Consider the following 14083-nt stretch of genomic DNA (forward strand, 5'->3'; position numbering starts at 1 on the left):
ACACACTTGCATTTTTTTATAAACTATTGCATGTCCAAAAAATGGCTTCCGCCACCGTCCTCGAACCGAATTGTCTTTGGTCAGGGCACTTCAACAACAACACGACCTCTTACTTTTCCGTCCAGCAGATCCATCGCCGCCTCTGGTGCCGCAGACAGGGGGATAACCCGCGTCATATCCGCCAGCAGAGCTTTGTTGACCAACGCCGCCAGACGGTCCCATGCTTCCTGCCGAACAGTTGCTGGACACATCACACTATCTATCCCCACCAAAGTAACGCCTCGCAAAATAAAGGGGGCCACAGTTGCGGGAAAATCCATTCCTCCCGCCAGACCACAGGCGGCCACAACACCCTGCGGCTTCATGGCGGCACAGATAGAGGCCAGAACCTGCCCCCCCACCACATCCACCGCTCCGGCCCAACGGGCTTTTTCCAATGGTCGGGATGGCATTTCAAAATGCGAGCGCGCCAGCACCTCCGAGGCGCCAAGTCGGTGCAGGTAAGGCTGCTCCTCCAGACGACCTGTCAGAGCCACGACCTCATACCCCATTCTGGCCAGCAGCATGACCGCCACACTACCCACCCCACCCGTGGCTCCACTTACCAGCACAGGGCCATGCTCTGGGGCCACGCCCTCTCGTACCAGCGCCTGCACGCACAACATGGCCGTAAACCCCGCAGTGCCCAGCGCCATGGCCTGCTGGCCTGTCAGCCCCTGCGGCAGGGGCAACAACCATGCTCCGGGCACGCTGGCTTTTTGCGCAAGACCGCCCCAGTGTTTTTCACCCACACCCCAGCCATTCAGCATGACCTGCTGCCCAACCACAAAATCAGGGTTGGAAGACCACTCAACCACACCGGCAAAATCAATACCCGGCACCATAGGCCACGCCCGCACCACAGGGCCGCGCCCGGTAATGGCCAGCGCATCCTTGTGGTTCAGGCCCGACCAGTGAATACGGACTGTGACCTCCCCCTTGGGCAAGGCCGTTTCTGGCAGGGTCCGAAGTGTGGCCATCTGGCCTGCTTTTTCAAGATAGAGCGCATCAAACATTCAGTTTTCATCCGGCAGGACTGAGTAAACAGTCAAAAACATGACTATCCGCGGGAGCGGCACAGCACGCTAGTCCTTAACCAACGCCTGCAAAGCCCCCGCGTCCCGACCTGACAGAGTTTTGAAGTGCTGCGTATTTTATGCGTGACATAAAAAATACAATTGGAATCGTGCTGGTCAGCGGCTCACTTTTTGTTCATACTGTGGCATCATAATAGTATAGCGGACGTTCTCTTGCTCCTGTTCATAATGGGTCTGCTGACCCTTGTTCTGCTTATCGCGATCAGTATCCTGATCGCGCTTTCCGAAATCTCCTTTGCCGCCGCACGAGAAGTCAGGCTCCGCAGCCGCGCAGAAGCAGGAGACCCGCGAGCCCAGGCTTTTCTGGCGCTCCGCCGCAACAGCGGGCAGGTTATAACCGTTATCCAGATATGCCTGAACGGGGTGGGCATTATGGGCGGTATTGTCAGTTCCGAGATGCTGTCCCCCCCACTGGCCGATTTTTTTACCCAATGGAATCTCTCTGACTGGTGGGCGCAAAATCTGGCCTCCACGCTCAGCTTTATTTTTGTAACCGGCATGTTTGTCCTGTTTGCCGACCTGTTGCCCAAACGGGTCGCCATGAGCAACCCGGACAAGGTAGCTCTGGCTGTGGGCTGGTTCCCTCGGCTGGCACTGCGGATTCTCTACCCGGTTGTCTGGATTTTTTCCAAAATTTCCGATGTGGTGCTCAAAGCGCTCAAAATTCCCGCAGCCTCCGCAGTGGAACCCGTAACACCAGAGGACCTGCACGCCATTCTGGCCGCAGGCACGGCCTCCGGTGCCCTGCTCCAGCAGGAGCACCAGATGATCGAGAACGTGCTGGGCCTACAGGACCGCTCGGTTACATCCGCCATGACGCCACGGGACGAAATTATTTTTCTCGATATTCAGGACACCCCCGAACACAACCATGAAAAAGTGCGGATGGAACCCTATTCGCGCTACCCGCTATGCAATGGTGGGCTGGACAAGGTTATTGGCTCCATCCGTGCGGAAGACGTTCTGGCCTCGGTCGTGGACCCATCCATTGCCCCATCTGGTCGCCCGCATTCCAACCCCATTGCCCGCATGCGGCGTGACGTACCCTCCGTGCCCGAAACGCTGAACCTATGGGACACACTGGCCCAGTTTGACACATCAGGCGTAGGCTTTGCGCTGGTGGTTAACGAATACGGACTGGTTGTAGGGCTGATCACCTTCAAGGACATTATGGGTGTGCTGATGGACGGTCTGGCCAGCCCGTTTGAGGAACAGGCCATTGTTCAGCGTGACGCCAATTCCTGGCTGGTCGATGGCGCCGCCCCCATTGGGGAAGTCATGCGTGAACTGGATATTGCCAACCTGCCCGACCATGAGCAGTTTGACACGATCAGCGGCTTTATCATGCACCGACTGCGCCGCATGGCGCGCAAAACCGACAGGGTGGATGCCTCGGGCTTCCGGTTTGAAGTGGTGGACGTGGAAGGTTTCCGCATCAACCAGCTACTGGTTACTCGGCTGAACGCCACACCCTGAGCACAGGTGTAGAAAAAAGGGGACAAGGCCAGCAAAGCATAGCGGCCTTGTCCCCTTTTTTCTATTATTCCTCTACTTCAAAAAAAATGACATAGTCCTCTCACTTTAACATCATCCAATATAACTTGGAGAAAGTGAGATGAAGTTTACGACGCTTTCCATGGCTTTTCTGCCTGCTCTTCTACTGGCAGGCTGTGCGGAAACCCCTATGGGGCCGACCGCGCAGGTTCTTCCTGGCCCGGGCAAGGACTATGGACAGTTCCTGCAGGAACAGAACTTCTGCCGCGCTCAGGCCTCCGCTGCCGTGCAGGGGCAGGCTGAACACCAGAACCATAAAGCCATTTATGGTGGCCTGGCAGCAACAGCACTGGGTGCAGGGCTTGGCGCTGCCGCCGGTGGTGGTGCAGGCGCTGGCATTGGAGCCGCCGCCGGAGCCATGGGCGGTGGTCTGGGGGGCAGCCTTTACTCCAACAGCCAGCAGGGCGGCATTCAAACGCAGTATAACAATGCGTACGTAGCGTGCATGATCGCTTACAAGAACGTCCTGCCCGCACCCCAGCCCGCTTATGGTTACGGATACGCACGCTAAAAAACAGCCCAGCCCCTGTAACCATCAGGGTTTGGGCAAGACTGGCCTCACAGGTAACAATATTGGAACACTTCCATTACGCTCAACCTGTAAATACCTGCCGGTAACACTGGGAAGACAAACAGGCCATTCAAACAGTGCGGCTTTTACGATCACGCCCCATGCATAAAAAAAGGGCCATTCTTTCGAATGGCCCTTTTTCACACTGAATATCTGACCAGAGCCAGAGGCAGAATGCTTTAGAACGCAGCCTGCACACGAGCAGCGAAGGAGTTACCATCGCGGCCATGTTCGTTCCATGAAGACATAGTGTTCCCGCCTTCAGAAGATGTCCGGGAAACAATGAAGTGATTGAAGTCAAGCATGAAGCGGAAGTGACGGTTGGGATACCAGTTGATACCACCGGACCACACAGTCTGGCGACCACCACGGATATCAGCTGAAACATCGCTGAAGTCGGTTACGCTGTAACGACCTGTGATTTCCAGAGCACCCCAGTGACCGCGTGAGGGATCAAATTCGTGCTCAACACCAGGTGCGCCAAAGGCACCTTCTTTGATGTTATACTCACGACCCTTACCGAAAATGGTATAGTTAGCAGAACCATAATAGCCCTGCATATGAACGGTCTTAAGACCCTCAGCCCCTAAGCTACCTGGGTTATTCCCACGGTTCACACCAATATTGTAATATTCGCCCTTAAGAACCATTTTCTTCCAGCGGAAGCCAAGTTCTGGGCCTGCAGACCAAATCGAAGATGCATTACCAATCGTCGCACTGACCAAGTTTGTGCTGGTCAGATTAACTTCTGGAGACTGGCTGAGCCCGTAAGAACGCTTACAAGTGGAACCCGCTGACGAATCAGTGCACGTTTCTTTGACTTTGAATGCACTAATTGCCGAAATCCCGACATGGACATCAATATCTTTCGATACATATGGCCGTCCAGCAGCACGGAAAGTTGTACCTGTCTGGCTATTACCAACCCCAGAATAATAACTGGTACTATTGCTAGTCGAGCTAGTATTGCCTTTACGGTCGCCGTAGGTCTGCCCCGTAAAGTAAGAAGCAATCCACCAACGTTTTTCGTAATGCAGACCACCAAAGCTGAAGCGCGCATCCCCTGCTGCAATCTTACGCACGGCATCGGTGATGGCGGGACGTTCCATCATTTCGAAATCGTTCGAGCTTTCGGAATCTTCTTCCGTCACGCGAGGCTGGAAGTAACCAACTGTCAGAATGGTATTGCGGAAGCCAGTGTAGTTCAGGTTCGCTTCATACAGCCCCTGATCCGTGGAGTTACCATCAACGTTACCTGCACCAAGATCAGGTGTTACGTTTGCAACCCAGTCCTTGTAGCGGAAGGTGAAAGGAATACGGATACGACGGGCGTTTTCTGTAAAGCCACCAAAGTCGCCATTGGAATTCCCTGCGCGCTGGCCACCACCGAGGAAGCCACCGAAGTCTTCGTGGAAGGACAGACCAACGGAGAAACCATAAGCGCCGTCTTCGGAAGCAACGGTGAAGCGGCCTTTGGGGAAGCCGACAATCATGCCACCAACGCGAACTTCTTCGTCAGATGCCGTAGCAGCCTTGAAGTCCTTCCAGGACATTGTGTCACCACGGTCAGACGGAGGAGTGCCTACGCCGGACAGGGGAGCAATTTTTTTGAGGGGTTCCTGCTCGCCGAACTGAACGTTCGGGTCGTAGTTCCCATCGGCAACATGCATGGCGTTGCGGCCGTGGCCAGCCGCCTGACCCATGTGGCCTCGTGTGGAGGTCGCATCGCTTTTAGCTAGCTGATGCTTGAGGGTGACGATCTGCTGCTGCATGTCCCGACGCATCTGGGACATTTCGGCACGCAGCAGGCGAATCTCGGAATCCTCAGTGGAAGCCGCCTCGGCCACAGGAGCGATTCCAGCCAACATAAAAGACGTTAGAGCAACAGAAGAAAAAAGCGAGTTACAGCGCATTGTGGCCATTCCATGATAAGAACGATGAGGAGTGAATAACCCGCCATAACTTTTTTGTGCGTGATGCTTCGGTGATGGTTTCGTTACGGAATTATGAAAAAAAGCGACCCGTTTCCGGGCCGCTTTCCGATAAGCTCAAATACGCAGTAAAATTTAGTGGAACGCTTATTATTTACCGTTTTTCCAAGCGGACATAATGCTGTCCTTAACGGTTTTGGGCAGCGGGACGTAATCCAGCTTGGTGGCAATGCCATCACCGTTGTTGAAGCTCCAGCTAAAGAACTTCTGCACGGCCTGATCACGGTCAGCGTTACGGGCGGGCACTGGGACCAGCACGTAGGTTGCAGACATAATCGGCCAGGCTTCCTTGCCATCCGTATCCAGCAGGTTCACTGCAAAGTGGGATGCATGACCCCAGTCGGCAGCCTGTGCGGCGTGGGAGAAGCTATTCATGCCAGCGGCAACGCTTGCACCAGCGTGGTTGCGCAGGCGCACGGTGGTCAGGTGGTTACGGCTTGCATAAGCGTATTCCACGTAACCAATGCCACCTTCGGTGTTCTGCACGGTTGCGGCAACGCCGTCATTCCCACGCGCACCCAGCCCACCGGGCCAACTGATGGACGTGCTTGCACCGTAGTTTCCCTTCCAGGAGGAGGAAGAACCGGCAAGGTAGGACGTAAACACAAAGGTCGTGCCCGAACCATCCGCACGATGCACAGGTGCGATGGCAACTTCCGGCAGCTTAACGTCCGGGTTCAGAGCAACAATCTTGGGGTCGTTCCAGGAGGTGATGGTACCTGCATAGATCTCGGCCAGCACGTCACCGCTCAGCGTGATCGTGTCGGGCTTGATGCCGCCGGGGATGTTCACAACCGGAACAATGCCACCCATAACCGTGGGGAACTGGAACAGATGGTTGGTTTCAAGCTTCTGCGCGTCCATGGGCGCATCGGATGCACCAAAGTCAACCGTGCCAGCCACGATCTGGTTCTGGCCTGCGCTGGAACCAACGCTCTGGTAGTTGACGGTCACGCCAGTGGCGGATTTTGCGACCGCACCCCAGCCTTCATAGATCGGAGCGGCAAAGCTGGAACCTGCACCGGTCACGCTCTCGGCCCGAGATGCTGCTGGAAGTGCCGTAAGGAAGGTGGTCATGACGGCCAGACACATTCCAGACCTGACTGAAAAACGCATGTTGGTTTTTTCCCTGAGCCAATTGCAAAAGCTTACGGCAGCAAAAATGTGCCGTGCTGTTCTGGGTTAAAGTAAGTCAGAGCAAAATGGTATTATGCTTTCAGGACAATTGGATGACGGTTTTATGACACTGCAATCCTAGCTCAGCAGCGGCAGCCAAATGCGGCAGCTTGTCCCTTCCCCCACAGTGCTCTCCACAACAAACCGTCCGTCATGGCGGGCCAGAATCTGCTGCACAATAGCCAGCCCCAACCCACTGCCCTGCACGCTGGCAGCCGTTTTAGCCACGCGATAAAATCGCTCTGTCAGACGGTTGAGATGCCGCGCGGGAATGCCCGGCCCCGTGTCCGTAACGCTGAGCACCAGACCGGGTTCGGTCGGCCAACCCACATTTTTGGCGGCACGCGCGCAGGCAACCGTAATACCCAGTGGTTCATCATTACGCTTGCCACGATCAAACAGGCCGTATTTGAGCGCGTTTTCCACCAGGTTCATCAGCACCTGCAAAAGCTGGGCTTCATCCCCCTGCACACACAGTTCCTGCACACCATCCGCCTGCACCTGAAAACGGACAGGCTTGCCTGCAATCAGCCCCGATGCCTCGTCCGACAGACGTTTGAGCAGTTCGGCAATACCTATTGTCTCTTTGGGCCGGTGGTGTTCCTGCATCTGCACGCGTGAGAGGTAAAGCAGCCCGTCCAGCAAACGCTGCATACGCTTGGCCTGCTCGGACATAATGCCCAGAAACTCTTTCTGAATAACCGGATCATCCGCCGCAGGACCTTGCAGTGTTTCTATGAACCCCAGCAGGGAGGCCAGAGGCGTACGCAACTCATGGCTGGCAAAGGCCACAAAATCCGTATGCTGCCGCTCGGCCAGCACGGCCTCGGTCTCGTCATGCAGAGCAACAAAAACCAGTGTTGTTTTGGACGAAAACGCCCCCCCACCCTTACGGTACCCTTCGGAAAGGAACACGTCGGGCACGATTCTTTTTTGCAACCACGCCCGCACGATCCGGTAGTGGGGAATATCCAGCACAATCAACGCCTCCGCTGGCAGCGGATCGTCTTTTTTTTGCGCCAGCAGTCTGTCCACAGCACTTTGAAAAGCCGGGTGGCGGATGATACTGCCAATACTGTTGGTAAACTGCCGTTTGGCCTCGGACGAAATAACACATGGAAGCCGCGTGTCGTTTAAAACCAGCGTAGCCGCTGGCAGGCAGGCCATGACCTCGTCCAGCGTAACCGTGGAGGCCGCGTCCCGCCCTGCGCGGTTTTTCTGCCTTTCGGAATCGTCAGGCATCGGTTCAAAGCGGTCCGAGCGAGCGAAAAACAGCGGCAAAGCCGCCAATGCGCCGCCCCCTGCCATACCGCAGAGTGCCGCCAGCCAAGCATGCATGATCAGCCGCCCCTTTTTGCGGTGTGTGTCGCTTAGTCCTGATCCTGCACTTTATCCAGCGCATAACCACGGGCCCGCACGGTACGGATCAGATCCGTCCCGCCCCCTTCGTTCAGGGTTTGCCGCAGGCGGCGGATATGCACATCCACTGTGCGCAACTCCACAAAGGAACTGCGCTCCCACGCGTGTTTCAACAATTCCTCGCGCGAGAAAACCTGAGCCGGGTGGAGCATAAGGAATTCCAGCAAACGGTATTCCGTAGGCCCAAGCGAGAGTAGGCGACCATCCCGCTCCACTTTATGGCTGACCCGGTCCATGACCAGCGTATCAAACCGCAAGGTCTTATCCGCCGGGGGCGCACGGCGCAGAATGGCTTTAACGCGGGCAAACAGCGCATCCATGCTAAAGGGCTTGACCAGATAGTCATCCGCCCCGGTATCCAGCCCGCGAATGGCGTCTGCTTCCTCGCCCCGTGCACTGAACATGATAATCGGTAAAGCGGCTGTTCTGGCCTGCTCGCGCAAACGGCGGCAGACTTCCAGCCCGGAAATGCCGGGGAGCATCCAGTCCAGCAGAACCAGGTCCGGTCGACGCTGCCGGACATATTCCAAGGCAGCCTCTCCATCCGCCGCGTGGCGTACCATGTAACCCTGTTTTTCCAGATTGTAGCTAACAAGCCGGGCGAGTGCCGGATCGTCCTCAACAACCAGAAGATCTGCCTTGTGCATACCAGAATGCCTTTTAAAAACCTGCCTCTAGGATATGACGCGCGGATGACAAAAAACAACTGCCAGTCTGCCCCAAACCCTATGCAAACAGCATTATGGTCCATGACATATCCATAAAAGCCGCCGCTCACACGGCAAAAACGGCTTTATGAATGTTTTATGACCCAAGTGCTAAAATAACAGATGACCAACAAAAAAGCCCCGGCACAGGGGCCGGGGCTTTAAGGGTTACGTCATATAACCGTCATTAATCAGTCTTCAAACGGATCACGCACCAGAATGGTGTCATCGCGGTCCGGGCTGGTGGACAGGAGCGTTACAGGTGCGCCAACCAGTTCTTCCACCCGGCGGACATATTTAATGGCCTGCGCGGGCAGGTCGGCCCAGCGGCGCGCACCCTGCGTGGTTTCCTTCCAGCCTTCGATCGTCTCATAGACCGGGCGAACACGCTGCTGCGCGGCAGAACCCGAGGGAAAGCGCTCTATCTTCTGGCCATCCAGTTCATACCCGACGCAGATGTTGATCTCGTCCAGACCATCGAGCACGTCCAGTTTGGTCAGAGCAAGCCCGTTTATACCACCAACCCGCACGGCATGGCGGACCAGAACCGCGTCAAACCAGCCACAGCGGCGCGGACGCCCCGTAACCGTGCCAAACTCATGCCCACGCTCGCCAAGGCGGCGGCCAATACCATCATGCAGTTCGGTCGGGAATGGCCCTTCCCCCACACGGGTGCAGTATGCCTTGGCAATACCCAGCACAAACCCCGCAGCCGACGGCCCCATGCCAGACCCCGTGCCTGCATTGGAAGCTACCGTGTTGGAACTGGTTACAAACGGATAGGTGCCGTGGTCCACGTCCAGCATGACCGCCTGCGCGCCTTCGAACAGAATCCGGCGGCCATTGCGGCGGGCATCGTCCAGAATGTCCCATGTTGCAGCCATAAAGGGCAGTACCTTGGGGGCAACATCGCTCAGGAACGCCAGCAATTCTTCCTTGGCAAAGGTTGGCGCGCCAAGACCTGCCAGCAGCGTGTTATGGTGCAGGAGCAGTTCATCCAGCTTCCAGTCCAGCGTTTCCGGCTCGGCCAGATCGCACAGACGGATGGCGCGGCGGGCAACCTTGTCCTCATAGGCGGGGCCAATGCCACGGCCAGTGGTGCCAATCTTGCGGTCACCACGCGCGGCCTCACGCGCACGGTCAAGCGCACCATGCACGGGCAGGATAAGGGGAACATTTTCCGCAATCTTCAGGGTTTCGGGCGTCACCTTCAGCCCCTGTTCGCCAATACGGGCAATTTCGGCCAGCAGGGCCTGCGGGTCCACCACAACGCCATTGCCGATAATGCCCAGCTTGCCACTGACCACACCCGAAGGCAGCAGTGACAGCTTGTAAACCTGATTACCAACAACCAGCGTATGGCCCGCATTGTGACCGCCCTGAAAACGCACCACCACGTCAGCCCGGCTGGCCAGCCAGTCAACAATTTTGCCTTTGCCTTCATCGCCCCACTGGGCGCCGATCACGGTTACGTTGGACATAGACGGTCTGCTCCTGAAAAAAACTGCCTGCTGGTCAAAAAAGAAAAAGTCACACCCAAGGGCAAGCCCTCAGGCAAGGTCCACCCGTTGGGTGCCTGAAAGGACAATGCTACACCCCTGATGCCGCGCCTCGGCCTCGGCCTCGGCACCCGTGGCAAAACCGCGCACGGTGGCGTAGCCCTGCTCCCGCAGGGCCGCAGCCTGCTGCCGGTTGGCGTCCACCGCCAGATACACACGCGCACGAGCTGGCGCGGGCGGGATCATGCGGAACAGCACATCGGGGCGCAGGGTTAGCCCGCAGGCCGGTTCGTTATCATTGCAGATGTAGCGCCCACCTCGGCCCAGCTCTTCCGAGCGGCCAACGGCAAACAGCGTGACGCACACCCCTGTATGGTACTTCCAGCCCCGGAACTCTACCGGGTCCACGGTCATGCGCAGGCTCGGGCAGATTTCGCGCAGGGCGGCAACCGTATCAATCAGCCGATCCAGAACAATGCGGGCCTTGGGGGGCAAGGTCAGTTCCGCCAGTTGCGCCACAGTGTGCTCAGCAGCTCCCGTGGCGTCCAGCAGGGCAATAAGTGTTGCCGCCAGTGCGCCACCATGTTGGGCCACGGCTGCTGCATCCTTGCGGTCGAGTGCGCGCATAAGAGCCGGGCGCTGGGCTGCGGGCACAGCCGCCTCTTCCAGTAAAGCGGGAATAAAGGGCGGCATGGTCAGGTCGAAAGAGACATCCTTGACGCCCAGACGCATCAGCGCCTCGGCACCAATGGACATGACCTCGGCATCCGCCTCGGGGGAATCCGGGCCGATCAGCTCAATGCCGGTCTGCATGATCTGGCGGCTGCTCTCTTCCGCGGCAACGGGCGCCACCACAACACAGGGTCCGGCGTAGGAGACACGGAGCGGGCGCGGCAGCCCGGCAACACGAGTCGCGGCCATACGGGCGATCTGGGGAGTAATATCGGGGCGCAGCACCATCATGCGCCGTGTATCGGGGTCCATAACCCTGAAGCACTGTTCCGCCAGAGCCACCCCCGCACCGGCAAGGTAGGTCTCCTCAAATTCCATAAGAGGCGGGCGGACGCTGTCGTAGCCGTGGGAGGCAAACACATCCATAAGAGTGGCCACACCCCGCGCTTCCGTTCGGGCATCGGGGGTCAGCAGATCTACAAAGCCAGCAGGCAGCAGGGCCGGGCTAAAGGGCGGGTCGTCCGTCATGCCTCGGGCTATAGCACTCCCCGCTCCGCCCGTCATGCCCGCGGGTGTGTTCTTTTGCGCCTTTTGCCATACAAAACGGCTCGCGGGTCAGCCGTCGGCCACGCCGGGCAGTGTTTCCCACCCTGTTCCTATAAAGGTCAGCACCCGCCGCCCCACGCCATCGGCCCGCAGCACGACCAGATTCTGGTCCTCGAACCAGGCCAGAAGGCGGCGCGCCCGCCCCTTGGAGACCGTGCCATACACCTTTGCTATCTGCGCATCGGACGGGCATGGAGCGCGCTCGATGGCCGCACGGGCCAGAAACAGAAAGACCGCCTGCAAATCCTCCGGCAGAGCCGATGCGCGGGATTCGGCCTCCTGCCATTCGGTGGAGGTGGACATATCCTCACTTACACCGCTGCGGGCTGTGGCCAGCGCGCGGTTGAAGCGCCGCAGGTCCAGCGCATTGCGGCCCAGCCCTGCAATGCGGCACCGCACCAGAAAGTCCTGATACAGAACCGGCACGGGCCTGAAGGACGAATCCTCATCCTCCATCATATCCCGCAAAATAGCGGTCATGCGGGCTTCGCGCTCACCTTGCGTTTCGGCCGTGTCTTCCGTGCCATCCGGCTCAGACTGCACACTGGCCTGTGCCTCGCCGTGGGCTGCAAGCTGGGTGAGCAGGTCTGGTGCGGCGGGTGCTGGAGCCTTGCGCTGGCGGGAGGGAAGTTCATGCACCGGCACGGGGGCCAGAATAAGCTCGTGCACCGGAGCGGTTGGCGGTTCAAACGGAGCAAGCACCGGCCCGGCCGAACGGCTTTCTGTTTCCACCGTGCCAATACGGACCGAGAGCGGCCTGCGGCTGAGCGCTGGCCCAAGAGCCACAAACGTGCCGCGTGCAAGGTCACGGAACGCTTCGGCCTGCCTGCGCTCCATACCCAGCAGGTCGGCTGCGCGCGCCATATCAATATCGAGAAAGGTGCGGCCCATCAGAAAGTTGGAGGCTTCCGCCGCCACGTTCTTTGCCAGCTTGGCCAGACGCTGCGTGGCAATAATGCCTGCAAGACCACGTTTGCGTCCACGGCACATCAGGTTGGTCATGGCCCCAAGGGAGGCACGGCGCGCTTCGTCCGAGACCTCGCCCGCTGCCGCAGGGGCAAAAAGCTGGGCTTCGTCCACCACTACCAGAACGGGGTACCAGTGCTGGCGCGGCACCTCGAACATACCACCCAGAAAAGCCGCCGCCCAGCGCATCTGCTGGTCCGCGTCCAGCCCTTCCAGATTAAGCACAACGGAGGCACGGTGCATGCGCATGCGCTCGCCCGCCGCATGCAGGGCCATTTCCGAGTGATCGGCCCCGTCTATGACCAGATGGCCAAATTTTTCGGCCAGACTGACAAAGTCCCCTTCGGGGTCAATAATGGCCTGCTGCACCATACGGGCGGACTGCTCCAGCAGACGCCGCAGAAGGTGCGACTTGCCAGAACCGGAATTCCCCTGAACCAGAAGACGCGTGGCCAGCAGTTCGCCAAGGTCCATCTGTGCCGGACCACCCCCCGGCACGTCCCCCATTGTGATCATATTGTTCATGACTGGAGGAGATACCGCCTTGCCCCACCCTTGCGCAACCATGCCTCCACCCCCTTTGCCGCGGCCCGGCCCGTGGCAAGGCAGGCATGGAGCAGGTAGCCACCGGTCGGGGCCTCCCAGTCCAGCATTTCCCCTGCGACAAACACACCGGGAAGAGCCTTGAGCATGAAGGCGTCATCACATGCTGCCTGCGTAACCCCTCCGGCCGTGGAAATAGCGCGGGCCAGCGGTTCGGGCGCATAAAAAGTAAGTGGCAGGGCCTTGATCAGAGCAGCAAGCCCGCGCGGGTCTGTCGGCACCTCCGCACTGACCTCACGCAGCAAACCAATAGCTGCGGGTGCGAGCCTGATAGCCTTGCGCAAACGGTTGCTCAGGCTCTCCCGCACACGGGTGGCCCGTAGCCTGTCCAGCAGGTCCTGCTCGCTCAGGTCGGGGCGCAGATCGCACAGAACCGTCGCTTGGCCATGCGCGGTTATGGCCTGCCGCACAGTACGGGAGAGGGCATACAGCGCGCCCCCTTCCAGCCCTGTGCGGGTCACCACAATTTCGCCACGCACACGCCTGCCTTCAAAGGTCAGGGCAACCGGCTTGAGGGGGGTTCCCGCAAAACGCTCGGCAAACAGGGCCGACCACTGGGTAAGGAACCCACAATTGGCAGGCTCCAGTGGCGCAACCTCAACCCCGCGTTGTTGCAGCAGAGGCACCCAGCCGCCAGAACTACCCAGCCGGGGCCAGCTTGCCCCACCAAGGGCCAGCACAACGGCATCCGCCGTCACCTTGGCCTGATGCGCCACCGCATCCCCCGCCCGATGCCTACTACAAAGGAGTTTCTGGTCCTCCCCCCAACCCAGCCACTCCACACGGGTCTGGAAAGTAACGCCTGTGGTATTCAAACGGGCAAGCCATGCGCGCAGTAGGGGGGAAGCCTTCATCCCCACAGGGAAGACCCTGCCGGAGGAGCCTATAAAACTTTCCTGCCCCAACCCTGCCATCCAGTCGCGGATGTCGGGCATGGTCCATGCGTCCAGTGCTGGCTGCAACCATGAACTGGCAGGACCATACCGCTCCAGCACTGCTGCATGGTCCTCCGAATGGGCGATGTTCAACCCACCCCGCCCGGCCATAAGGAACTTGCGGCCAAGGCTTGGCATGCGCTCCATAACCTGCACGGCACAGCCCGCCCCGGCCAGATACTCGGCCGCAGCAAGCCCTGCCGGACCACCACCCACAACAATAATACGCGGTTGATCGGTCATGGGCA

Annotated in this window: 11 protein-coding genes; 2 read left to right on the plus strand and 9 right to left on the minus strand. The window is 58.6% G+C overall.

What is annotated here, in order from left to right; all coding sequences use genetic code 11:
* Nucleotides 1-80 precede the first annotated feature (80 nt).
* A complete protein-coding gene (gene acuI / locus GOB86_RS03525; protein WP_165991005.1) occupies nucleotides 81-1055 on the minus strand; it encodes an acrylyl-CoA reductase (NADPH) in 975 nt (324 codons plus the stop codon).
* A 234-nt stretch (nucleotides 1056-1289) separates the two neighbouring features.
* On the opposite strand from acuI, the gene GOB86_RS03530 reads away from it, so the two are divergent.
* Nucleotides 1290-2612 carry a hemolysin family protein gene (locus GOB86_RS03530; protein ID WP_194301060.1) on the plus strand — a complete coding sequence of 441 codons (1323 nt, stop codon included), beginning with the start codon at nucleotides 1290-1292 and terminating at the stop codon, nucleotides 2610-2612.
* Between the two features lie 139 nt (nucleotides 2613-2751).
* Nucleotides 2752-3201 (plus strand): glycine zipper family protein, encoded by a 450-nt coding sequence (locus GOB86_RS03535; protein WP_165991006.1) that lies wholly within the window; start codon nucleotides 2752-2754, stop codon nucleotides 3199-3201.
* Between the two features lie 239 nt (nucleotides 3202-3440).
* Here GOB86_RS03535 and GOB86_RS03540 read toward each other — a convergent pair whose 3' ends face one another.
* The 8 genes from GOB86_RS03540 to GOB86_RS03575 form a co-directional block, all read right to left on the minus strand.
* Entirely contained in the window at nucleotides 3441-5183 is a 1743-nt protein-coding gene (locus GOB86_RS03540; protein WP_165991007.1) for an OprO/OprP family phosphate-selective porin, read from the minus strand.
* Nucleotides 5184-5342: 159 nt separating this feature from the next.
* Nucleotides 5343-6329 (minus strand): phosphate ABC transporter substrate-binding protein PstS, encoded by a 987-nt coding sequence (pstS, locus tag GOB86_RS03545; protein ID WP_242012484.1) that lies wholly within the window; start codon nucleotides 6327-6329, stop codon nucleotides 5343-5345.
* A gap of 177 nt (nucleotides 6330-6506) precedes the next feature.
* Nucleotides 6507-7766, minus strand: coding sequence for a sensor histidine kinase (locus tag GOB86_RS03550; protein ID WP_165991009.1), 1260 nt, complete (start codon nucleotides 7764-7766; stop codon nucleotides 6507-6509).
* Between the two features lie 32 nt (nucleotides 7767-7798).
* On the minus strand, nucleotides 7799-8494 hold the full coding sequence (phoB, locus tag GOB86_RS03555) for a phosphate regulon transcriptional regulator PhoB (protein ID WP_165991010.1): 696 nt from the start codon (nucleotides 8492-8494) through the stop codon (nucleotides 7799-7801).
* A 251-nt stretch (nucleotides 8495-8745) separates the two neighbouring features.
* Complete coding sequence (locus GOB86_RS03560; protein ID WP_165991011.1) at nucleotides 8746-10035, minus strand: adenylosuccinate synthase; 1290 nt, start codon at nucleotides 10033-10035, stop codon at nucleotides 8746-8748.
* A gap of 69 nt (nucleotides 10036-10104) precedes the next feature.
* Nucleotides 10105-11289 (minus strand): ATP phosphoribosyltransferase regulatory subunit, encoded by a 1185-nt coding sequence (locus tag GOB86_RS03565; RefSeq protein WP_165991012.1) that lies wholly within the window; start codon nucleotides 11287-11289, stop codon nucleotides 10105-10107.
* Between the two features lie 51 nt (nucleotides 11290-11340).
* Nucleotides 11341-12822, minus strand: coding sequence for an ATP-binding protein (locus GOB86_RS03570; RefSeq protein ID WP_165991106.1), 1482 nt, complete (start codon nucleotides 12820-12822; stop codon nucleotides 11341-11343).
* Nucleotides 12819-14078: a TIGR03862 family flavoprotein gene (locus GOB86_RS03575; RefSeq protein WP_165991013.1), complete on the minus strand. Its 1260-nt coding sequence runs from the start codon at nucleotides 14076-14078 to the stop codon at nucleotides 12819-12821. Before GOB86_RS03575 ends, GOB86_RS03570 begins: the two co-directional genes overlap by 4 nt.
* Nucleotides 14079-14083: the final 5 nt, after the last annotated feature.

The sequence above is a fragment of the Acetobacter lambici genome (assembly GCF_011516885.1).
GTDB classification, from domain to species: Bacteria; Pseudomonadota; Alphaproteobacteria; order Acetobacterales; family Acetobacteraceae; genus Acetobacter; species Acetobacter lambici.